Below are 23,938 nucleotides of genomic sequence, written 5' to 3' on the forward strand. Positions count from 1 at the left end.
CTCAATCGGGGTCGTTATGGTCAAGGCATTCGGTGCTGCGTTATCTAAAATCACCGCGGTGCTGGCTGCACTGGAGGTGTTACCCGCCGCATCACTTTGTGTGGCGCTGACGGTGAGCGTGCCATCGTTAAAGCTGCTGACATCAAACTCACTACCACTGATAGTCCATGCCCCAGAGCCATCAGCCGTCACAGTACGCGATTGGTTATTCGAACCATCGCTGATAGTCACACTGACACTGGCATTGGCTTCCGCCCCAGAGCCGGTGATCAATACACTGTCATCTTCTACGGCATTGATCCGGCCATCAACCTCAATCGGGGTCGTTATGGTCAAGGCATTCGGTGCTGCGTTATCTAAAATCACCGCGGTGCTGGCTGCACTGGAGGTGTTACCCGCCGCATCACTTTGTGTGGCGCTGACGGTGAGCGTGCCATCGTTAAAGCTGCTGACATCAAACTCACTACCACTGATAGTCCATGCCCCAGAGCCATCAGCCGTCACAGTACGCGATTGGTTATTCGAACCATCGCTGATAGTCACACTGACACTGGCATTGGCTTCTGCCCCAGAGCCGGTGATCAATACACTGTCATCTTCTACGGCATTGATCCGACCATCAACCTCAATCGGGGTGGCGATCGTCAAGGCATTCGGTGCTGCGTTATCTAAAATCACCGCGGTGCTGGCTGCGCTTGAAGTATTACCCGCCGAATCACTTTGTGTGGCGCTGACGGTGAGCGTGCCATCATTAAAGCTGCTGACATCAAACTCACTACCACTGATAGTCCATGCCCCAGAGCCATCGGCCGTCACAGTCCGTGATAAGTTATTCGCGCCATCGCTGATGGTCACATTAACCGTAGCGCCAGAGTCAGCGCCGCTACCTTGTATAAGCACATGCGCATCTTCCACAGCATTGATCCGACCATCTACTTCAATCGGGGTGGTAATACTCGGTGCACTCACGTTAGTATCAATGGTTATTGTAGTACTCGTTCCATTGGTAATATTACCAGCAGAGTCCGTCGCGCGTGCCACAATAGTATGCGAGCCACTCGTCATTGCTGAGCCTACGGTGATACTCCACACCCCACCACTAACAACAGTACTGCCTATTGAGCCATCAACACTTGAAATAAGAGTAATAGTGTCGCCTGTGGTGCCTGTACCTGTAAAAGTGGGTGTTGTATTATTGGTTATATTATCTGTACTCGAAGAACCACTATCACTGGCTGCTGTTAGATCGGCTGCGCTCGGTGCGCTCGGCGCGGTTGTGTCAATTGTCACTGTAAGTGCGCTTGAGCTACTACTTACATTACTTGCTGAGTCTGTTGCTTTTGCTGAAATAGCATGGTCTAAACCGGCAGTTAAAGTGCTAGTGGTAATTTGCCAATTGCCATCGGTCGCTATGCCAGACCCGATTACAGTTGCTCCAGCACCAACTTGGTCGCTGTAAAGACTAACTGTTGAACCGCTCTCAGCAGTGCCACTAAATGTTGGCGTGGTATCGTTGGTAATATTATCCGTAGTAGATAACCCTGAATCAGCAGCCGCATTTAAATCAGGGGTAGATGGCGCACTTGGCGCAACATTATCATTTACCGTTATAGTAAACGCTTTTTGAAAAGTTGTTGTTGCATCGTTACTTTGTACGCACACAATGTAACTTCCTGCACTAAGTGCAGCTTGCGTCTGAATTAAGGTGCCACTGATCTGAAAACTGCTATTGTTTGTGTCAGCGCTACATGTACCGTTTACACTTGCGCCTGAGCTTACAAACGTATAACTATGACTGTCGGTGGTATCTACATCTGAGGTAGTGAGCGCCCCTATATTAGCACCAGGTCCAGTTGATGATTGATTTATACTTGCCGATGAAAGTGAAATATCCGTTGGTGCATCATTTTGCCCAGTAATATTCACTATCGCTTGATTTGTACCCGCGCTGTTTGCTATCCCATCATTAAAGACATAATCCAAAGTCACTGATGATGATGGAGATTCGGAACTATTTTGATAGGTAATGCTTTGTAAAACTGAGTCAACAATTGCAGATGTAGCATTAGCATTAAAGGTCAGTACCAAGGTACCTGAGGAGTTAGTCGTTACCGTTCCGACTGTGGTCGAATTATAAGTAAACGTATTGCCCTCAATTAGCGCGCCCAATAAGTTATTGTTCGCAAAAACATCTTCAGTACTTGCCCCACCGTTTCGACTAATAGTTAAACTGGCATTATTATAATTACCCATCGCGCCATTAAGGGCATCGAGCTCAGTATCAGCGATAGTCACATCTGAGTCGATAACAATTGCAGAGCCATTTTCAATGAAGGTTGCACCGCCATTCAAACTACTAAATACGGGGGCGCTATTTGGCTCAACAAAAGTTATTATGGTATCGCTACCACTTTCAGCAACGCTAAAAGCTAAACTTGAGCCTGGTGAATTACTTAATGAGAGCGTAAGCTCAGAAATATTAAAATCGGTGGCATCTGTATCAACTTCTAATGTACTCGTGCCATTAAATCGCACATTTGCACTTGAAAGCCCTGTCACGCCAGTAATCGTTAAGGTATCACCTACGGCTAGATCGGTGATGGTATCCCCTGATAATTGTGATGCACTGCCGACAAAATTATCGTTACCTGCATTGCCCGTCATCGAATCAGTACCACCGCCAGGGCGGATGGTATCTGCGCCGCTACCGCCAACAATAGTATCATCACCATTAAAATCGCTGGCTGTAATTGTCAATATGTCACTGGCAAAGGCTGAAGCATTTATTGATAGGGCTGCTGTAATTTCACCGCCACTCGCATTTGACACTGATACTGCTTGACCATTGGCATTAAAGTTGTCAGTTAAGGTTACTGTGGCATTATTGTCAGTTCCTATTGCCACGCCTTCAACAGCAGACACTGAGGTACTGGTAAAATCAAACGCCCCACCATCCATAAGTTTCAGTGTTTCAGTACCCGCACTACCCGTTATAGCAGTGCTAAAATTACCAATATTAGCGGCATCAATAGCCACTGTTGCGCCACTAGCTAACGAAAGAGTGCCTATATTTAAAAATCCACCGCCGCTAATGTCTGCACCATCAGTTACTTGTACTTGGTCGGTAACACTATTTTCGCCAATTAACGTGCCCGTGTATGCACTGTTACCAATTGCAAAAATTATGGCGTCGGTTGATGAACCAGCCGTAACATTAGTGGTCCCTGTTGATACGGTGATCGTTCTGGTATTTGTACTGTCATCAGCTACATCGTAGCTTTCAATGCCAGTTAAAGTTGTGAAATCACCATCACCGGTGATAGTAATCGTTTCTGAACCTGGCGCTGTTATGGTGCCCGTAAAACTGCCATGCTGGCTGGCCGTCATCGACACTGACGCGCCCGAAGCGAGTGTTAAATTAGTCACATTACTAATCGTGGCATTACTAATGTTTGCGCCGCTACTCATAGACAATGTATCAGCAACACTATTTTCGCCGGTAATTGTTCCCGTATAAGCTAGTGTGCCAATATCAAACGTAATGGCATCAGTTACGGAGCTAGCTGTTACTGAGTGCCCCGCGGCACTAATAGATACTGTACGCGCGTTCGTGCTATCGTCATTTAATGTGTAGCTTTCAATTGCTGATACTGTAGCGAAATTACCATCACCTAAAATATCTAGCGTCTCATTACCACTGCCTGATACAGTGCCTGAGAACAATGCTAGCTGTGATGCAGCAATACTTGCTGAACCGCCACTTGCTACCGTCAAGTTTTCAAAGCCGCTAATTGTGGCGCCAGAAATACTGCCACCACTACCAATAGATAACGTATCAGTGCCGGTGTTGCCCGCTAAAATACCGGTTGCGCTAACTGAGCCAATATTGAGAGTATCGTCGCCGGTGCTACCAGTAAAATTTTGCCCTGCAGCGCCAAGGGTGAATGCATTTGGTGCAGATAAAACATACGTTTCAATCGCACTGTTGCCTGTTAGTCCATCCGTTGCTGAGCTAATAGTTATCGTTTCTGTGCCTGGTGCTGTAAACGTTGTAAAACTATCGTGCTGTGCCTCAGTCATCAATACACTCGCACCACTGGCAAGTGTTAATGATTCAAAGGCAGATATTGTTGCACCACTAAGATCAGCACCAGTGCCAGCCTGCAATATATCGGTACCCGCAGCGCCGTTCAATGTACCTGTTACCGTGAAGGCATTAATATTAACGGTATCATCTGCGCTGCTGCCAGTTACATTTTGCGCTGCGCTACCAAGCGTAAAGATCATTGCAGCGCCAAGCACATAAGTTTCAATATCCGCATCACCCGTTAGCGTTTGATCGCCATCGGCACTAGCGATAGTAAATTGATTTGTACCTGTACCATTTATAGTAGTGAAACTGTCATGCTGCGTTTCACTTAATGTCAATGAACCATTGTTATAGGGCGTTAAGGTTTCAAAACCCGTTAAGCTTGTGAACCCAGTTAAGTCGCTCCCGGTAACAACACTGATTGTATCGGTACCGCCGCCGCCATCAGCCGTTGACCCTGTAATATGCGCTGCATTGTTAATATTTAATGTTTCATTATCGTCACTAAATATAATTGCTGGGCTTAAATTTATACCGTTTAAGGTACTAAATCCAGCAGCGGCAGAACTCGCTGAAGTAATATTAGCAACCGAAATTGTCGCTGTACGACTTACACTATTTACAGTGCCATCATTAATTACCACTGTCACCGTTCTAGCGGTTTCATCGGGCGTATTTGAAGTATTATCGTAAGTGATATTCTGCAAAAAGGTAGCCACTTCAGCGGCCGTTACGGTTGCCCCTGTGATAGAAATTGTGTCTTGAAGTATAATATCCGCCGCAGACCCACCCGTGAGTGCGTTTTGCGCCGCAGCTGTTACGTTCAGGCCTTCTGAGGCGCCATTTTGATCGTTGGTTAATGCAACGGTTATTGTTGTTATTGTATCCGCATCACTATCAGTTGCACTAGCGCTGGGCGCGATATTCACAGCACCGCTGCCTTCAGAAAACGAAACTGAACTATCTGTTCCTGCCAGCACGCCATTTAAATCAACAACCGGGGCGGAGTTTGTAGAAGTACCTGTGGCACTCAAAGACACATTATACATACTCTCATTCGCATCATTGCTACTGATCCTTAGGTTTCCTACTAACGCCCCAACTGTTGACGTTTGTACAGTAACAAGTATCGTACATTGCATACCTGAGGTTAATGTTTGCCCATTCGTAGCACATGTGCCGCCTGTAATTGAAAAGTCGCTACTACCACTTGTTATAGAAACAGCTGAAGTTGTTAAGTTACCTGTGCCCTCATTTTTTACCGTAAAGGTTTTTGTTATAGTTGCTACACCATCCGCTGCAACACTGCCAAAGTCTTCGCTTACAGTTGTCGATCCACTTTCTTCAACATCTATTTCTGGAGACGTGCCACAAGCGCCAGATATAGCACCGGGGATAATGCTACAGACAGATGTATCGATACATCTCCCATCTGCCAATAAGCAATTTCCACTTGCAAATACCTTTCTTATTAATAGATCACTTTTTACCTGTGTATTGTCGCCCGTAACAATACTCACTTTTTGTTCATTCGTTTCAAGTAATCCCTGCTCTTTTAAAAAGCTTAATGTATTATTTATATCTGGGTTTACTAAGTGTGATTGGGCTTTTTGCCCTCGACTAAATGTCGAAAAGGGGCTTTTTGACTCTGTATCAACTATTTCATCTTCAGTTTCTAACGCTAACTTTTTTGAAAATTGTTTTAAATCTACAGCTTCATTTACTGTTTCTGCGTAAGCCCCGCTAGCTATTACTGCAGAAATCGCAACGCCTAAAAAAGTTTTATTTAAGCTTAAACGTTCCATGATACTCATCCTCGACAAAATTCAAAAATATGGCTAGACAACGCGTCTGAGCTTTGAAATAGCTCTGGTTTCCTGCTGTTCGGTACAACAGCAATATCGTAAATCTGTTTTACATCACCCGAAAAAGTTAAATTACCAATCACCTCACCGGTACTTACATTCACTAACCATATTGCGCATTCACTTTGCCCATTCAATAATCTTGGGTTTGCTTTAAAGCGAATATGCTCTTCTGATTTACGTAATGTACTCGTACCGACAAGCATCAAGTCACCAAAGAACGTCATTCCCCTTGTAAAACCTTGCAACTCACATAAAATTCTATTAGTACCTGACTTTGGATCGTATACATGAATATCGCCATCTCCAGATGCACAATAATAAACCTTGCCTGCATGGCATCTTGGCGAATGTGGCATTGAAATACCTGATTTGATGACCTTATTCTCAACGACATCAATAAGCACCCCTTTATTCCCTAGCTCTTCACGCCAACCTTGTGCTGTATCTGATTCACTAAAAGCTGTAACATAACGAGGTATTCCATCTAACAACGCCATGCCATTTAAATGGCATCTATTTTCCGGCTTCAGTTCTGAAATAAACGACGGCACCCAAGCAGCGACAAAACTATGGTCAGGACTTAACTTACTTAAACAAGAGAACATCGAGTTAACTACCCACAAACCATCATTACCCCAACAAATATCATGGATGTTGATCATACCTGTTGATAAAGTCGCTCTTTCTATAAACAAACTGTCGGCTGCCTTTACACTTTTGACTTGTTCATCCCACTCTTCACGAAATTTGGGGCTATCTCTGAGTTCATTATCTTGTAATTTTTTTGGCAACTCTTCATAACGATCAAGGTTCCCATTAATAACATCAGCATAACCACTTGGTGTTTTTTGAAAGTCGATTACTTGATTTAGTGTTCCAAGCGTGACCCTATTTTCGTCGGCATAAAGTCCCATTGGTCTTGGAAATGCCTTTAATTTTGTTTCTAGCTTGCCATTATTGGAACGCACTAAAATAACACGTTGTGATTGATAACTTGTCGCAATCAACGATACGCCCAACTGAGCCAATATTTTTGGGAAGTTGTCACTGTGGGTGCTACTAAAATCTAACGGTTCCATTTCAGTGCTCATTAATTTCACTACCTTTTGATCTAATCAAAGTTACACTCTTTATATTATTTTTATTAACTACATGTGCAGGCAAAATATTTTCAACCATCGTTAATTTTGTTAACGGGTATTCAACTCCGCATGCTTTTAGCTGTGCCACAACGCCTGAAACAATAGCGGCTGATGATGAGGTGCCACCAAAATTTACATACCCATTAAGTGACGTTGATGCAATTGAAGAAGGGGCGTAATAATCAACACATTGCCCATAATTAGAAAACTCAGCAACATTCCCATTTTTATTTATTGCCCCTATAACAACCACTGAACTTAATGCCGATAGATGATTGACTTCACAAGCTTTCTTACCCGAATTTCCTGCTGAAACAACGATAATAGGTGCATTTGATGCAGATGCAACATTCTCAATTACCAGTGACGTAATACCCGATAATAACGGTAAAACCCAACTACAGTTGATAACATCCGCTTTCATCAACTTAGCGACCTGAAATGCCAATATTATAGAAGATGACCATGTTGAAACTTGCCTGATAGCTATTATTTCACTAGTCGGTGCGAAACCCTCAACCCCTATATTATCTTGCTTTGCAGCAATAACTCCAACAACACGTGTACCATGGTAATCAGTTGGGTTTTTAGCACTGGTTGCCAGTGTTTTTTCATCAGGATCATATTCAAACAATACTGTTAAATCATCAAACTCTGGGTGAGTAAAATCAAAGCCGTCATCAATAATTGCAACCCGCACAGTATTCTCTGGTTTATCGCATAAAGGAGCATTTTGTGACACAAGCACGCTGCTAGTCTGCCTGCTTGTTCCTGACGTAACTAACTTTGTGACAGGTGCAATATCTGGTTCGATCTCTAGCACATCTTGATGTTTGCTTAACGCTAAATAAACATCAAAAAAATATTCGGGTCTAGGTGTTACCCAGTAAACCAATTCACTTCCTATATTAGCGATTACTTGAACTTGTTTTATTTCATCATGTAGCTGTGAGATCTCATCGACTGATAGCAAAGAGAGTATTATTATTTTTTTGTTAAAAGCGTACATATTCCCTGCATCATCAATCAAAAAATTACTGTCATGCTTGGCAAATACAACACTACCTTTAGAGCTTTTAAATTGCAGCTTGTCTAAACTCGCCTGAGCAGATACATCTCTTGCAAATAAGCACACAACTATAATTAAACAGCTGAAAACAATATGCCAATTAAGGTATTTCAACATAAGTAAATAACAACCAACAGAGCTCTTTCAAACAACATATAACTTACTTCCTGCACAAACATAATGGTTTTTCATCATATGTAGAATACAGATTTCAAACTAAAATCTGTATTCTCACACATCAATTTCTTGGTGGATAAATTCCATCTAGTGCAATGCAAAAGTTTAACGCTAAGCTAGGTTGCATATTTTCATGCCGCTGACTCTTACCTGACGATGCTAAACTGCTGCTACTCATAGCACTTGTATTACTATCCAGTGGCGCAGTATATCGCAGTGCACCACCTGAGGAGGCAACGTCTATTGCAAGTTGATTATCACTTGGTTGGTCAGTATTACCAGCTTGAAATACACCTGAAATAACATGGTCATGCTTAGGTAGCTGTATGGGGGCCAACGCTACTTGGCTAACACCACCAAAGGTAGAAAATGGCCGAGTCGTTAGTCCTATCCCTGATCCCGCATGCATTGGTGCTCTGCCTTGTAAATCAGGGACTCCAAATGTTGTTCGTCCATCACCACCGAAATTAGTTCCCAGCAAACTAAATAGCGCTGTAGATTGTGAAATACTGAGTATTTGCCCTGCGCATTTAGCCCAAGCTCTAGGACTATACGTAAGACCAAATATTCTAATTTCAGCCATAAATGGTTCAGCCATAATATTTCTCCTTTAATTTCTTGATGGGAAGAGGCCGTTGAGGCAAATAATAAAATGTATAGCCAAATAAGGCATCATATTAGTATGCGGCTCATTAGCACCCACAGTTTCAACTGCAGCGTCATTTAGTTGCTGACTTTCTCCCGTGACAGCGCCTGATATATAAGTTGACTCAGTTGCAGGGCTTCTCGCCAAAACATTACCAATGGCTGTAGATGTAGTTGCACGATTATTATTTGCCTGCAAGCTATGGGTGTGTGCTGGCATCTGCTGTGGTAGAAGCGTCACTTTTTCTACGCCAGCCTGACGCGCTATAGGGTAAGGTTGTAATCCTGGGCCTTGCCCAAAATGTACGGGTACACGCCCTCTTAAATCAGGCAGCATAAATGACGAGCGCCCATCACCGCCATATTGTGCGCCAATCAATGCAAATAACACTTGGTTTTGACTTATTGAAAAAGTAGACCCGCTACAAAATGCCCACTGCCTAGGTGAGAATGTAGTAGCAATCATTTTTATTTCACCGACAAATGACTCAGACATGCTAGTTTCCTTTTTTAATTTCTAGCTGGAAAGGTACCTTCCAGTGCAATACAAAAATTAAGTACGAGTAAAGGTTGAAGATTAGTATGTGGCGACCCACTCCCGCTACTACTAACAACATCCTGAGCAAGTTCTGTCAAATCTAACGATGAACCGTATACGAAAGGTTCAGCTGAGGTACCCTTATTATCCTTTGATTCAGAAAATATACGATCTGTAAACGCGGGGCTATTAGCGGCTATGCTAGCCGTAGCTTTTACTGCATGCGTATGCGCTGGCATTTCATCTAACGTTAACCTAACCGTTTCCTCCCCTGAACTATCTCCAGCATAAAAGGGACGGTTTTCAGTGCTCAAAAACCCACTACCGATAGGCGTGCGCCCCCGTAAGTCCGGTAACTTAAAATCACTTGTTCCGTTACCACCAAACTGAGTCCCTAATAGAGCATACAGTGCCCCATTCTGTGTAATTGCGATCACTCCACCATTACAGAATGCCCAATTTTTTGGGGCAAAATCAAACGCAAATGGTCGTATTTCAGATATAAACGGATCAGCCATATAAATCTCCCTACTCACTTTTATTAAACGAATAATTTAGTCTATTAAACACGAAGTACTATTTTTGTGTCGTGATGTATATCTCATACTCAGTTTCGCTATTTGGTGATAGAAACAGCTCTGCATCATTAAATGCATCGTGTGTGAGTCTATATGTGCCTTGTTCTAAAGGTTCATTTGCAGAGCCTTTAAGCAAAACACGAAATGCATCCCATTGTTCCCCATTCAGTTTTGTTCTATCAACTGATGATACCTTTAACTCTACTTCACCATCTTGACCAGCAACCTTAACAATTGACCCTTGTGCTCTTTCAACATTTTCAAACGTAAACTTTTCCATATTCAACTCCTGTGTTTAACTTCGCTTAGTCACACACCACTCATTAATTTCACTGGGTGTGGGTACCACGCCATAAATTCATATGGCGGGCTAATTGATTCAACTTGAAACCCTAAACGCGCATACAACTGCTTAGCAGCAAAATTATATTGCTCAACGGTCAGTGTTAAAGGTGCACCAGATTGTAATGCAGCACTTTGAAACGATTGGATTATCGCTGAGCCAAAACCATGCCCTCTCGCACTTGGTAAAAAGCCAATATCGACGATACGAATTTCATTTGGGCCAAAATCAATGGTTGCCTTACCGATTGCTTCATGATGTTTTTCAATAATAAAGTACATTGCATTGGGGAACTTATCTCCATACTCTTGGGTTTGAGCTTTAAACTGCATTTCCACAATTGACTCTACAAAATCTTTTTCGCCATCAATTAACTGTAAGTCTTGTCGCATTAAACTATGCAGCTTTTCTAAAAAAGGCTTATCGTTTGCATTTGACGGTCTTATATTTAAGCCCTTAGGAATATTAAGTTTCATTACCTCTTTAGCTCCTTAGCTTACTTTTTTTACTACAATATGTTTTTTCTTTAGAGTTCATAATTAAATCCAACAACCACTCATTAACATTACAGTCTATGACAAGGTTGATTCTTGGTGTATCACCAGTATTTATTACAGAATGTTCCGCATCGGCATTTATATACCAACAGCTGCTCTGACTTATTGGAACTTTTAAATCATCCACTAAAAATTCAACATGTTCAGATGTCTCTAAAGAAATATGAATACGTGCCTGGGCTGATAGCTCAATACTCAATCCAAGGTCTCGGTGGGGTTTAATCAAAGAGTTGGGGGAAAGGCGCATAAGCCGTGCAGATAAAATATTACATTTAAATTGTGACAATAACTCACTAATAGAAGGTAAATATTGAAGGTGATCGCCATCAATAAAACTTGAGCTAGACTCAATTGCGAAAGATTGCAGAATCACATGCTTATCAGCATGTTCAACAGGCACTCTTAAAGGCAATACATCCCAATCGCCCTGATAACACTGGGTATTAACATGTCTAACCCATTCTAATTTTTTTGCTACAAGCAAATCGGCAGACATCTTTTTTACATTATAAAAAATTTCAAGCTTGGCAAACGAAATGACTGGAGAGACTATATTCTCACCAGCATTAACAACTTCAGGAATAAGTATGTCATCATTCATTATTTGTTCTCAAACGAAGAGAATGAATGAGCAAGTATTTAATCTTAAAACAAAGTGTATACAGGATGGGGGTGAAATCGATTTCTGTATGTATATTGTTGCGGTATGTTGAGCTACTTTCACTCACTATAACGGCTTTAGCACATGACTCTAATTGCATTTTAAGTAAAGACTTTAAATAACAAATTATTGGTTTTGCGCGCCGTAAACGCTTTGTAAGCTGTGAACTTTGTGCTTCCATACTGAAATATTCCTTTGATATCCAATTATCGTGCTAAATTCTATTAGGGAATTAATGCTACATTCAGTTAAGAGCTTAGTTTAAAAGCTATAGGGTACAACTTTAATTTTCATTTATTTTATATAGCTTTAATTTATTTGACTTATATCAAACATCATAAAAAACCATAAAAAAAATAAAAGGCTTAGTAAATGCAGCTTGATTTAAATTATCTTGAGCATGGCACAGGAGTGTTATAAAAAACATTACACGTTATTACATGGCATCATTTTTATTCTTATAAATAACTGCAGGCTTGATTTGCTTAGCTTTATAATGAGCTCATATTTATATATTGCACAATTCGAGGACTATTCGTCCTATTTGGACAATTACCATACGGCAGTGTATGTTGCCAAACAATTAAACTGCCCGCTTTTGCAGGCAAAGGCGTACTGTGCCATTGTTGGCAATTAAAATGATGTGGATTGGTGTTTTTAGGTAAGCTAGCAAGCCAGCCGTCTATTTTTTTATGAAAACCAGGAACACAACTAAACGCACCTTGATCAGCGGTAACGTCAGTAAGGTACAGTAACCCTTGCGTTGCAAAGGTGAGCGGTTTATTAAAATTAATATCCCAGTGCAGATTTGGCCTGGGAAACTGCCAACTCAATGTCTCTGGCGGGTTAAAACCAACCCTATCAGTACTTACAGTTAAATTACTTTTACCCCACAGTTGCTCAAAAACATCCCGCACCTGAGGCTGCTTCCGAATAGCTTGCATTGTTATATCATTAAAAATTTGTACCATAACTCCTTGTTTAAGATCATGATTTCGGTACCATGAAGCAGGATTGTGTTTATCCATATTCAAACGTTCATAAATCATATTACAAACGTTTTCACATAGCGTTTTTTCCACCAACTCAGGAATAATAACGTAACCATTATCATCCCAGCTTTGCCACTGCTGTGACGTTAAAACATAATGACGAGGCTGATTTAGTAATATTTTTTGTTGTTTTGGGTCTTTTTGCTGAAAAAATGCTGCTACCTTTTCATTTAACTTACTTTTAACTGTATTTGAAATAGCTATGCCATAACGCTGTTCTACCCAGTTTTCGAACGTTAAAAAACTATCCGATGAAAAAATGAATTCTATCGTCGGTGTTAGCCCTAAGCCTAAAGTATCCATGATCATGACATCAAGCGACCATTCGCCTTCTATTATTTTTTTATCCGCACAGCCTTGTTTTTGTAATTGCGCTTTGTGCCACATTCGTTTTAATTGAAATAAACCTAAACGCCCAGTTTCTTTATAACAAGGTAGTATGCTCTGCGCTGTTGTGTGCAGAGATGGCACTTTTGCTATCAATTCATTTTGCATAATAACTCCTTTTTCTTGCCTGATTTTAGACAAGCAAAACACCTTAAATTGATTTATTAACGCTAACTAAACTTAGTTAGAATAGAGTGCTATATTACTGTAAGCAACAATTGTAATTGCTAAATACAGGGAGTGGTATGAACACTGAGATTGAAAAAATTCTCGCCTTTGTTACTCATATTGGAATAAAGCACAGGTATGAAACGTTAAACGAAAAGACTTTTTTGCCGGGAATTAAAGTAGCCCAGGGAACTTTACTACTTGATTTAGAAAAATGCCTCTACCCTGGTGACATCCTTCATGAAGCAGGGCATATTGCAGTAACCTCAGAGACAAACAGAACCTGTTTAACCGGCGATATGAAAAACCATGATCACCAAGCCGCAGAAGAAATGACCGCGATTGCATGGTCATGGGCCGCAGCCTGTTACTTAAATATTGCACCCGATGTTTTATTTCATCAACACGGTTATAAAGGCAGTTCAGCTAGCTTAATAACCGCTTTTAGCAATAATACTGGCTTTGGCTATCCGCTGTTGTATTCATGGTTTATGTGCGAACAACCTGATCACCCCAACGGTTATCCAAACATGTTAAGGTGGCTTAGAGATGACGCCTACACACAAGCTCAACTAAAAAAATTACAATAAATACGATAAGGAATATACGTGCTTGATAATAACTTTTCCTCAGAGCAGCTTACTTTACTATGTGCTGACTTAGCTCAACTAAGATTAATAGCCGATTTAACACTTGCACCTACTATGCCGTACTTTGCTGAAAAACCTTATCCAATTGGCCGCTGTAGAGAAATAAGAGACGAGGTATTTACATTACTACAAGCACAACTGCCGCACACAAACAAACCTGGACTTAGCTTATTAAAAGGTCTTATTGCACAGGGCAATCCTTTACAAAAAGCCTGGGGTTCACTGCGGGATGAGTATTTTCAAAACGCATTTATTATTGGTCCTTGGTATATTGATGTTTCTAACGACACCGTGAATGCCAATAAACCCAGAGTAGAGATTTTGCCTTTAGCGACATCAAACTTTACCCCAATTAAAGATTTTACTCAGTTTGTAAAAATAGCCCGAAACTATTGGAAAGTTGAGGTGTATAGAAATGATGTATGCCCAGCTCTTGCGCCTTATATGCCACTTTTATGTGTTGGCGATAACGGTACTAGCTGGCTAGGAGCTGCAAACGACGACATGCTAAACATCGCAATAAACAGCCAATTTACCCAATCAAAAGCAATATTAAAAGTTCTGCCAAGCCCACCAAAAGAAATAATACAGCGCTGGCAATCGCTGTTATTAAACTTCACTCACGACCCTTTATTGATAACAAAAGGAGATGCAATCATCTTTTGTGATGAATACAGTAAAAAGTTACAGCACCCCGATCTAGCACACAGGGATGCCGCTGTGATTGCCTATTCATCGTTACCAAAGTCAGTGTGATTTAGAATATCAGTGCAACACTCATTGTAATGATGTGTAATAGAAAAGCCTGCCCTTGTCCCTGTACTCCTTAGAATTTATAAAGCGCTATGACACCTAGACTTATAGCGCTTTAACAAATTGTTAGCTAAAACGCTTGTAACCCCTGCCATGCCAATTGCAGCGCAAGTAAGGTTAAAACAACCCGAAAAATACGTTTAAACTTAGCCGCAGAAATCCGCTGTAATAACTGTAAACCAAGCCACGTGCCAAGCGCACCACTGATGATCATTGCCGCAACTAAAGGCAACCACTGCCAAAACGAAAAACCTACAAAGCCATACAAAATAGCTTTAAAAGTATGTTGCACACTCATACAAGCGGAAAAAGTAGCGGTATATCTTAGCTTTTCATAATTATTAACATACAAACAACTGCCCACTAACGGGCCACTTGCGCCAACAAACATCGATAAAAATGTTGTCACAGCACCAGCTGTACTGCGCCATAAAGCTGAGGTTTCACGCAACTTTGGCGTCACTCCCCATAATAAATAAAGTACAAACCCTGCCACAACAATTTTCATCAACTCAAGTGGAATACGTGTCACAATAGCCGACGCAGCAAACGCACCAATAATCCCACCAAGCGAAAAAAACACAAACATACTTTTATCAAGGTGTTTAAAGGTCAGCATAAACCTGTTGGCATTTGAACCCAGCTGCACCAATCCATGCACCGGAATTACAATACTCATAGGCAATAACGACGCCATTACCACCAACAGCATCAAGCCACCACCCGCGCCAAAAGCCGCAGAAATCATCGACGTAACAGCCGACAAAATAATAAGCCCAGCTACGCTGAGCGGCGTTAATAAATCGCCAGCTAAAAATTCCATCTAAGACCACTTGGCAGGTAAAACAGAATAACGACGTTAGCATGAGTAAAAATAAGATGCGAGTACCTAAAGCACCAGTAAAATGAAGCGCTTATTTCAATAAAATAAGCGATGAGCTATTAAAACAATAAAACACTTCGCCTTAAACATAAAAAAACCCACCAACCTGATTGCTCAAATTGGTGGGTTTTTTAGGGTTTTTAAATCAACGAATTTAAAAACCGATATTGGTGGAGCTGGGGGAAGCCCAATCAACCAAATAACCCTATGTTATTAAAGAGATAACGATATTTTAAATTTCATAATATGGTACTGGCTGTGGTACTACCAATTCGCTGTCGGAAAGGGATATGAACCGCCGTCTGAAGCACTTTAACCAAATGAAAAATAACAAATAATACTTTCAGCAGTTGTATATTATCGTGTATGTTCGAAGATTATAGATGCTGTTCCTATTCAAAGCAATATTTATGCTTTTTACAGCAATTTTAAGCCGTGTATTTTTTCATAATGAGGTGTTTTTATGGCAAGTGATCAACCAACTGCAAATGAAATTGAGAGTATTTATATTGATGGTCAACTCGTTCACCCTTTAGATATAGAAAATCCTGATGCCTTTTTTACAAATTTAGTGCGGGATGAACTTGAAAACTATTTAGTAGAGGAAATACAACAACTCGATAATCTAACAGCAGCAACGAACGTCTTTAATAAAATGGTTGATGAATTCATTAATTACGCTGTAACAACTTATCTTGGGCACGTAGAAACTGATTCAATAGTCGTTGTAAAAGAAGAAAGTACCATACTACAAGTTATAGAAGAGTATCGTGAGGCTGACGCAAAGCTAGGTGCAAATGAACTTAACCATAATAACTTAGACATTTTTGATTATGCGGGTGATTTACTAAGAGGGCTGGGAATTCCAAACTTGGGATTGGCTATAAAAGCAAAACGAATTGAAATTATGATTCGCGAGCAAACACAAATTCAACTTGAAAAAATAGGTGGGCTAAAATATTTAAATGCCCAAGCTATTGAACGCGGCAGACAAGGTGGTCAAAACAAAGCTCTTAAACAAAAAGAGCTTGTGTTTTTTGTTTTAAGGGAATACGAAAATAATTATATGAATTCAAAGCATAGCCAAGCGCGTGCTGCAAAAATGATAAAAGATAAATTAAACGAGCACATACAAAACACATCAAAACTGAGGGCACAAAACCAGCCATTTAGCGAAACCTCTGAAGCAGTTTTGAAATGGATCTCTAACTTCAATAGCTACATGACAAACCAAGTTTGGCCGCCAAAAACCTCATCTGCGGTAAAAGAGTATTATGAGTCGAGGTAACAAGTCTTTGTATGGTTTTGGTATTAATGCCGCCTCTCTTTGCTAAATTGCCAATATTACGAAAGTTGCTCTGGTTGAAAAAGGTACGGCTATAAAGCCGTACCCACTATGCCACTATGATATTTACCCTTGGAAAATTAAAGTTTTGATAAATCCATGAACTTAGCATTTTGAGGATTATTGCAGAACCTATGAATTTCCCTATCAACTAACGCTCCAAAATTCAAATGAACCCTATTAGATAATAAGTGACAAGATGATTCTGCTTCTTGTTGACGAGAAAAGTACTGATTTTTCCTTATTGAATGCCGTAACACATGGAACATCGTACTCATTATATTATATTTAGCAGCCAAATAATGAACGTAAAGCTTACCTTTCTCCTTCAATGTATTATGAATAGTGCCGTTTACATGTTCAATAGCGAAATTTTCAAAGTCCATCAAAATATTGTTATTCTGAGGCATGAGAAAACGGCTCATTGGATATATGTTCATATCAACAAATTGCATAAGACATGAGTCAAAGCTTCCATAATCGTCTTTTTTAAGGATTTGACCATTGATTTCATAATGTAACTTAGCTTTTTCTATAGACTTATAAAATGCTAACTTTTGTGCACCTTCAATATTGTCTGTAATAACTGTTATTTTTGCATTATGGTAAGCTTTTAATGATGAAAAAATAGAGTCAAACAGAACCTCAAATTTTTCAATATTTTTATCTCGCTTATTCCTTGACTTGAAATTATACTTTTTATTTAAAACTGTAGCAGAATGGAAATCAAAATTTAGCTTATGTTTTTCTAATGCCTTTGACCACAATATCCATCTTGTTAATGCCTCCATTTTACTTTCTTTAAATTCTTGATCATCATGTATCCAATTACCGCTTCCTTTAATCAACCATTCCTCAGGCTCAAGTTCTGGCCTGAATTTATATTTAAACTGTTTAACGAAACCTGCAATTGCTGAGACAAAACTATTATCAACAAGGACACCACCAACAAATGTCATACTTTTAATAAAACGCTCATCAATATATAAAGTTACCTCTCTATCTACAGTTATGTCAGTAACCAAATGAACATTTGAATTTTGGTAAACTTCATTTGCAAGCCATAAAGTTTGCTGAGGTCTTATCTCATCATGTCTCGGGATATAGTAATTTAAATCCTCTAACTTTAGTTTGTAAGCCATGGCTATCTCTGCGATTAATCGCTCAATTTTGAAGCGGGAAATTTGATTCAATACGGTTTATTTCTAACTAAGCTTCGATATTTTCCTTTCCAATATCAAAATAATGGAACTCTTATGCTGATGCCCTTACTCAGTAGTTTGTTAAACAGCACTGAGTTTAAATTAATAAAAAGCTCTTACCTTTGTCCATTAAGCACTTTTTATCAGAAATTACAATACCGCGTACTTAGTGTTTAGCAAACTATGGGAAGCCCAGTTTTTAACTACTTAATTCTATACTCTGCCAAGAACTCGAAATATTTATAGATAATATGAATTTACTCTCTCCAACTATCGCTCACAGAGGAGCTTACATTTTCAATCTCTGGTTGAGAATACCCATTTCCACCAATAGTTGGATAAAAAGCTAGGCTAAAAACTACATCTATTGAATCACCAGAAAACATCTTATCCTCATTGCTTGTACCTGAAACTGTTGCGCCCATCTTAATAGATACCTCTCCATCTTGTCTTTCTTCAACCCCAATAACATGAACATCTTCAACAAACTCAAACTCAGCATTAGTTTCTGCCATTGACCCTGTAACAGAATCCTCATGTAATAATAAATCATAATTATCTGAATCACCTGCAAACTCACTTGCTAAATCTTTGAACAAATCATCAGACATAAATCTGACAGTATCCATATTTTCAAACATTTGAACCAAGTGATCAAAAACTTCTTCTGCTGTTACGTTTATTCTTGACTTTTTAATGAGCTCAGAAAGAGCTTTGAGAATTGTTGAATTGCTATATGCAACACATGAAAGCTCCTGTAACTGAGATAATGAAAAATCATCATCTACTAATAGCTCGTCACTATTTCTATAACCGAAGCAAATCACTAAACAATCCATCATAAAATCTATAGGCGCATTTACTTCATCTTCAATAAAAGATTCTGATAAATATTTAAGAAAAACGTAAGCGGTCGGGAACCTTGCGTTTAATATCTCTTGGTGGTGATGGGCTTTTGCTCGTTCTTGAGCCAGCTTTTCTCTTTCATCTCGTCTTCTTAAATCTTTGAGTTTTAATTCTTCCTGCTCAGCTTCTAACTCTAATTTCTTTTGTTCTGCTATAGACGCCTTTTTCTGAGCTTCTAGCTCTTCCAGCTTAACCTTTTTACTGTTAGCCTCAGCTCTTTTTGTATCCGCTCTAGCTTCAAGCTCTTTTAACTCGGCTTCTAACTTTTTCCCTAAGTACGGGTTGGCAGGATCTCCTTTGTATATTACTTCGTTCAATTCCGTTTTTTTCTTAGCCTTTATTATATCAATACCAACAACCTCGCTGTGTCGCCATTCTTCCGCTCTTTTAAGTAATTTATGGCTTAAAACATTCAAATACGGTAAACCAAACGCGTATATCAATGCCACTAGCAAAGGCCACAGCCATACGCTTAAGTTTGAAGGTATAATTATCTCTTCGAAAGCTAAAAGCCTAACTTCAAGGTCTCCTTTTCCCCAAAATAATAAGAGAAAGTATTTCCAATTGAATAAAACCCACGCCCCCACAAAAGCGCCTAAAACAGGGCTTGTGATCTTCACTTTATTATCACTAAACCAGCCTTTAATTAAATCCTGTACCATTTCAACTCCTGAAAGCCTATGATTTTTTAAACCCACTCAACATATCAAATATCACTCGCGCAAATTGTTGGTTTCTTGCTGGATCTGACAGCAGCTGCATCATTTGTTCTTGGTGGGCATCACTGCTTCCTAAAATGGCGTCGTCCATTGCTTGAGGGAAATCACCTAGCATGGCTTGATCTGGGCTGTTGTTTGCAATCTGGCTCATTACAGAGGCGTTTTCGCTTAGTTTATCGCGCACTGTAAAGGCATAATTTAGCATGTCTTTATCTGTTAGGTTATCAGTAATAAAAACCTCATTAAGCTTGTCGATTATTTGCGATAAAAACGCCTCTTTTTTATCTTTCGCTTTGGCACTACCCACGTCATTACTTGGCTCTAGCTTGTAATCAGGATCACCTTCTTTTAACTGAATATCCTGCTGGCGTATTTTTGATAGGCGGTAATGGCTCATTACTACGTTGTCTAAATCAAGTTCATCTTCGGTCACTACTTTTTCACGTAACAGTGGCCGTAAATGGCGGGCGAATAAGCTTAGCTTTTCAAGCTCTTTGTCGTCGTACTCCACCAGCTGCGACATAAACTCGTAAAAGCGGGTAAAGCTGCCTAAATCCTTTTTGAATATCTCTAGGCGGTCTTTTTCTTGTTTACACTCTTTAAAGCTTGTTTCTGCGTTAGCTATTAACACTGCGTCTTCAGTCTTTTTGGTGCGCTCAAACATTTCTTTGGCTTTTATATACGCCTCAATTGCTGAGGCGTAACGCTTTTGCCAACGCTCTTTAGCTGGGTGAATAATATTGCTAATTGCCGCATTTGATTTATTTTTAGTGAAAAAAGCCGCACAAAACTGCTCAACCTCAGTCCATAAAAATATGCCGCTAGCACGCAGTTTTTCAAATAAATCAAAAACAATCTGCGGGTCAGTCACATCAGCAAGCTCTGCAGTTTGATAGTAAGGTTGAAATGCCTCTAGTATGTCTTCTGGGGCATTAAAAAAGTCCAGTACAAACGTGCCTGTTTGCGCTTTACTTGGGTAAGTACGGTTTAATCGCGACAGGGTTTGCACACACTCAACACCACCTAGCTTTTTATCTACATACATAGCGCATAACTTTGGTTGGTCGAACCCTGTTTGAAACTTATTAGCCACCAGCATTACTTGGTAATCGTCACTATCAAATGCTTTGCGCATATCGCGGCCTTTAAGCTCAGGGTTCATATTTTTTTCAGTAAACTTTTTATCTAAAAATGCAGCGCTATCGGGGTCACTTTCGGTAAATTCAACTTCGCCTGAAAATGCCACCATAGCGCGTATTGTCGAGTAACCTGTTTTTTGCTCTGCAAGCGCTTCTGCTACATACTTATCAAATGCAAGCTTATAACGTACAGCCTCTTTACGTGAGCCAGTGACTACCATGGCTTTAGCTTGTCCGCCTAATAAACCCATTACGTTATCTTTAAAGTGTTCAATAATCACTTTAACTTTTTGCGATATATTATGGTCGTGTAAGCGCACCCATTGATTAAGCTTTACGGTTGCCTTTTTACTATCAACCTCTTCATCTGCCGCTGCTATTTTTTGAGCAAGTTGGTACATCACCTTATAGTTAGTGTAATTTTTAAGCACATCTAATATAAAGCCTTCCTCTATTGCTTGGCGCATTGAATATATGTGATACGCCACTGGCTTATTTTGTTTTGATGGAGGTAGTTCTGGGTTAGGTAATCGACCAAACAGCTCTATTGTTTTTGCTTTAGGTGTGGCAGTAAACGCATAGTAGTTAAGGTTTGCACTACCTCGGCGGGCTGCAACGGTAGCATCGAGTATATCCTCTGACGATAACTCAACATCATCGTCAATCTCTTCAGTCATCAGCACTTCTTTTAACTGTCGAGCAGTAGAGCCACTTTGTGATGAATGAGCTTCATCGGCAATAACCGCATAGCTGCGCTCTTTTAAGCTGGTGCTGTTCTCTATAGCACGCAATACAAACGGGAAGGTTTGAATGGTTACTATAATAATAGGCTGAGCGTTTTCAAGTGCACTAGCAAGCTTTTCTGATTTCGAACCATCACCTTCTTTATTGTTAATTCGCCCCACTACACCATCTGCATGCTCAAACTGATAAATAGTATCTTGCAGCTGATCATCAAGTACCGTTCGGTCTGTTACAACAATCACTGAATGAAACTGTTTATTACCTTGCTCGTCATACAAGGTAGAAAGCTGGTGGGCTGTCCAAGCAATAGAGTTTGATTTACCTGAGCCTGCACTGTGTTGCACTAAATACTTGTTGCCTGTGCCCTCTTCAATTGCAGCCTCAATAAGCTTACTTACTACATCCCACTGGTGATAGCGCGGGAAAATAAGCGTTTCTTTTTTATCTTTTAGCCCTTCCCAATTTTCAAACTCTTCTATTTGCAAGTGTACAAAGCTACCTAAAATGTTAAGCAGGTTTTTAGGCACTAATACTTCATTCCACAAGTAATCGGTTGCATAACGGTTAGTGTCTTCAGGTATATCATTACCTGCACCACCTTCGCTTGTGCCTTTGTTAAAGGGTAAAAACAAAGTGTCGTCACCCGCAAGCTTAGTGGTCATATACACTTCATACTGGCTTACGGCAAAGTGAACTAATGCACCGCGCTTAAAGGTCAGCAGTGGTTCTGGCTTTTTAGTTGCGGGGTCTTTAGGTAAGCGAGTTTGTTTGTATTGCTTAATCGCATTTTCAACCGCTTGTTTAAATTCTGATTTAAGCTCAAGAGTTGATACAGGTAAGCCGTTTACAAATAACACCAAATCTATGCGCCAGCTCTTGGCTTTGCTACCTGTTGCAGCTAAGTGCTCTGCATTGGCATACGGGCTATACACTAACTCTTGCACTATACGACAAGTGTTTTGCTCGTAACGCGCTAAGGTTTCTGGGTTTAAGTTATGCTCTGGTTTAAATTGGCACAGTTCAAAACGCGCATTACGAATTTTTAAACCATGGCGTAACACACCTAATACACCATATGTGCGTGAGGCTTTATCTGTGGCGTTTATATCTGCTTTTTTAAGCTGTGCCACCAGCGCTTCTAAAAAGTGGCGTTCAGGGTCATTAGGGAATACCTTGCACAGTTTTTGCCACTCTTTTGGTTGGGTGTTTTTAACAAAGGCCAGTGCATCTTGTTCATACAAAGCGGTTTCGCAGTTATAGCCAACACCTTTGCCTTCAACCCAGCCATTTGCAACCATTTGGCTAATTATGTCATCTTGAAAAATACGTTCTTGAGTTACATCATTCATGATTTTATTCTTATTTTGTTATTTAGTATTATCTAATTGTTCAAGCTTGGGGAGCTGCTGTGGCTGCTTCTTTTTCTCATATTTTTTAGCCAACTTGTCATACACATGAGTGAGTTCGTTATAGCGAGCATTTCGATCATAAAGCTCTAAAACAAACTGGAAAACTTGAAAAGCGTATAGCAAATCGAGCTCAGCTACATCAGAGCCATGCGTCCCCTCGTTACCAATCTGTCGCAAGGCATCAAGGTATTTAGCCTCTTCAGGATGGGTTTTCTCCAAACTTTTGATCATTCGCCCAAGGTTATTACCCTCAACCTGCATATCCTTACAAAAGTTTTCAATTGCCCGTCTTAATTTAGAGGCTGACGATGGAGGATCAAAATGAAAGTGTTTAAATGCATCTAGTAACTCTTCAGCTATATGTTTGGGAACATTTTCTGAGATCGGAAATATAAAAATAGATGGAGAAAAATGCTCAACTTTTATTTGTCTAGCCTTTGATGATGACTGACTCATGCCAGTTTGATGCTCCAATAACATTCCTGAAGCACTTATATTCTGTTGACAGTTCGCACACTCAAAAAAACTGTTAAATATAAAAGTATTACCATTTGTAGGCTCAACAGCCTCGGCATAAGCGTTTGTAAAAGTTAGAAGCAATGGGATAAGAAGACCTTCACTTTTGTTACTTACTTCGCGACTTTTATCGATTAAAGCCTGTTTTCTCTCTTTTTCAAATCGGTATTTTCGACTGGTAATAAGTAGGTGTTCTTTATTAACAGGCCGAGATTGAACACTTTCTTTGCTTAACTTTAGTGAATACTGATTACAATGAGGACAAGGCAGCTCAGGGTAACTATCTAAGTCAATAAAGCCTGAAATCCTTTTCCATAATTCTATATCCATTACTTTT

General features: G+C 40.1%; 18 protein-coding genes. 3 read left to right on the top strand and 15 right to left on the bottom strand.

Going from position 1 to position 23,938, the window contains the following annotated elements; all coding sequences use genetic code 11:
• The 10 genes from H5180_RS19735 to H5180_RS19780 form a co-directional block, all read right to left on the bottom strand.
• A partial coding sequence (locus tag H5180_RS19735; protein WP_259399594.1) for an Ig-like domain-containing protein occupies positions 1-5,895 on the bottom strand: 5,895 nt, incomplete at its 3' end.
• A 5-nt stretch (positions 5,896-5,900) separates the two neighbouring features.
• A complete protein-coding gene (locus tag H5180_RS19740; protein ID WP_259399595.1) occupies positions 5,901-7,049 on the bottom strand; it encodes a TIGR03032 family protein in 1,149 nt (382 codons plus the stop codon).
• Positions 7,039-8,286 (bottom strand): S8/S53 family peptidase, encoded by a 1,248-nt coding sequence (locus H5180_RS19745; RefSeq protein ID WP_182758901.1) that lies wholly within the window; start codon positions 8,284-8,286, stop codon positions 7,039-7,041. Before H5180_RS19745 ends, H5180_RS19740 begins: the two co-directional genes overlap by 11 nt.
• Before the next feature lie 121 nt (positions 8,287-8,407).
• Positions 8,408-8,944: a phage tail protein gene (locus H5180_RS19750; protein ID WP_054205193.1), complete on the bottom strand. Its 537-nt coding sequence runs from the start codon at positions 8,942-8,944 to the stop codon at positions 8,408-8,410.
• Between the two features lie 12 nt (positions 8,945-8,956).
• On the bottom strand, positions 8,957-9,487 hold the full coding sequence (locus H5180_RS19755) for a phage tail protein (protein ID WP_054205192.1): 531 nt from the start codon (positions 9,485-9,487) through the stop codon (positions 8,957-8,959).
• A gap of 14 nt (positions 9,488-9,501) precedes the next feature.
• Entirely contained in the window at positions 9,502-10,047 is a 546-nt protein-coding gene (locus H5180_RS19760; protein WP_145242941.1) for a phage tail protein, read from the bottom strand.
• A 58-nt stretch (positions 10,048-10,105) separates the two neighbouring features.
• Positions 10,106-10,387: a DUF6916 family protein gene (locus H5180_RS19765; RefSeq protein ID WP_054205190.1), complete on the bottom strand. Its 282-nt coding sequence runs from the start codon at positions 10,385-10,387 to the stop codon at positions 10,106-10,108.
• A gap of 29 nt (positions 10,388-10,416) precedes the next feature.
• The gene (locus H5180_RS19770; protein WP_182758902.1) at positions 10,417-10,926 is read right to left on the bottom strand and encodes a GNAT family N-acetyltransferase; all 510 of its coding nucleotides are present in this window, start codon (positions 10,924-10,926) and stop codon (positions 10,417-10,419) included.
• 7 nt (positions 10,927-10,933) lie between these two features.
• Entirely contained in the window at positions 10,934-11,608 is a 675-nt protein-coding gene (locus H5180_RS19775) for an aspartyl/asparaginyl beta-hydroxylase domain-containing protein (RefSeq protein WP_145242937.1), read from the bottom strand.
• A 551-nt stretch (positions 11,609-12,159) separates the two neighbouring features.
• Positions 12,160-13,215: a phytanoyl-CoA dioxygenase family protein gene (locus tag H5180_RS19780; protein WP_182758903.1), complete on the bottom strand. Its 1,056-nt coding sequence runs from the start codon at positions 13,213-13,215 to the stop codon at positions 12,160-12,162.
• Positions 13,216-13,352: 137 nt separating this feature from the next.
• Between H5180_RS19780 and H5180_RS19785 the strand changes: the two genes are divergently transcribed.
• Together H5180_RS19785 and H5180_RS19790 are read left to right on the top strand one after the other, a co-directional pair.
• The gene (locus tag H5180_RS19785; protein WP_182758904.1) at positions 13,353-13,865 is read left to right on the top strand and encodes a hypothetical protein; all 513 of its coding nucleotides are present in this window, start codon (positions 13,353-13,355) and stop codon (positions 13,863-13,865) included.
• An 18-nt stretch (positions 13,866-13,883) separates the two neighbouring features.
• Entirely contained in the window at positions 13,884-14,681 is a 798-nt protein-coding gene (locus H5180_RS19790; protein WP_145242932.1) for a hypothetical protein, read from the top strand.
• Between the two features lie 127 nt (positions 14,682-14,808).
• Here the strand turns inward: H5180_RS19790 and H5180_RS19795 are convergent, their stop codons facing one another.
• The gene (locus H5180_RS19795; RefSeq protein WP_182758905.1) at positions 14,809-15,561 is read right to left on the bottom strand and encodes a sulfite exporter TauE/SafE family protein; all 753 of its coding nucleotides are present in this window, start codon (positions 15,559-15,561) and stop codon (positions 14,809-14,811) included.
• 523 nt (positions 15,562-16,084) lie between these two features.
• Here H5180_RS19795 and H5180_RS19800 point away from each other — a divergent pair.
• The gene (locus tag H5180_RS19800) at positions 16,085-16,909 is read left to right on the top strand and encodes a hypothetical protein (RefSeq protein ID WP_182758906.1); all 825 of its coding nucleotides are present in this window, start codon (positions 16,085-16,087) and stop codon (positions 16,907-16,909) included.
• A gap of 137 nt (positions 16,910-17,046) precedes the next feature.
• Here H5180_RS19800 and H5180_RS19805 read toward each other — a convergent pair whose 3' ends face one another.
• The 4 genes from H5180_RS19805 to H5180_RS19820 form a co-directional block, all read right to left on the bottom strand.
• The gene (locus H5180_RS19805) at positions 17,047-18,159 is read right to left on the bottom strand and encodes a hypothetical protein (RefSeq protein ID WP_182758907.1); all 1,113 of its coding nucleotides are present in this window, start codon (positions 18,157-18,159) and stop codon (positions 17,047-17,049) included.
• Positions 18,160-18,425: 266 nt separating this feature from the next.
• Complete coding sequence (locus H5180_RS19810) at positions 18,426-19,736, bottom strand: hypothetical protein (RefSeq protein ID WP_182758908.1); 1,311 nt, start codon at positions 19,734-19,736, stop codon at positions 18,426-18,428.
• A gap of 16 nt (positions 19,737-19,752) precedes the next feature.
• Positions 19,753-23,025 (bottom strand): type I restriction endonuclease subunit R, encoded by a 3,273-nt coding sequence (locus tag H5180_RS19815; RefSeq protein WP_182758909.1) that lies wholly within the window; start codon positions 23,023-23,025, stop codon positions 19,753-19,755.
• A gap of 18 nt (positions 23,026-23,043) precedes the next feature.
• Positions 23,044-23,931, bottom strand: coding sequence for a DUF4145 domain-containing protein (locus tag H5180_RS19820; RefSeq protein ID WP_182758910.1), 888 nt, complete (start codon positions 23,929-23,931; stop codon positions 23,044-23,046).
• Between the last annotated feature and the right edge of the window lie 7 nt (positions 23,932-23,938).

The organism is Pseudoalteromonas sp. SR41-4 (genome assembly GCF_014163985.1).
In the GTDB taxonomy this organism is placed as follows: Bacteria; Pseudomonadota; Gammaproteobacteria; order Enterobacterales; family Alteromonadaceae; genus Pseudoalteromonas; species Pseudoalteromonas rhizosphaerae.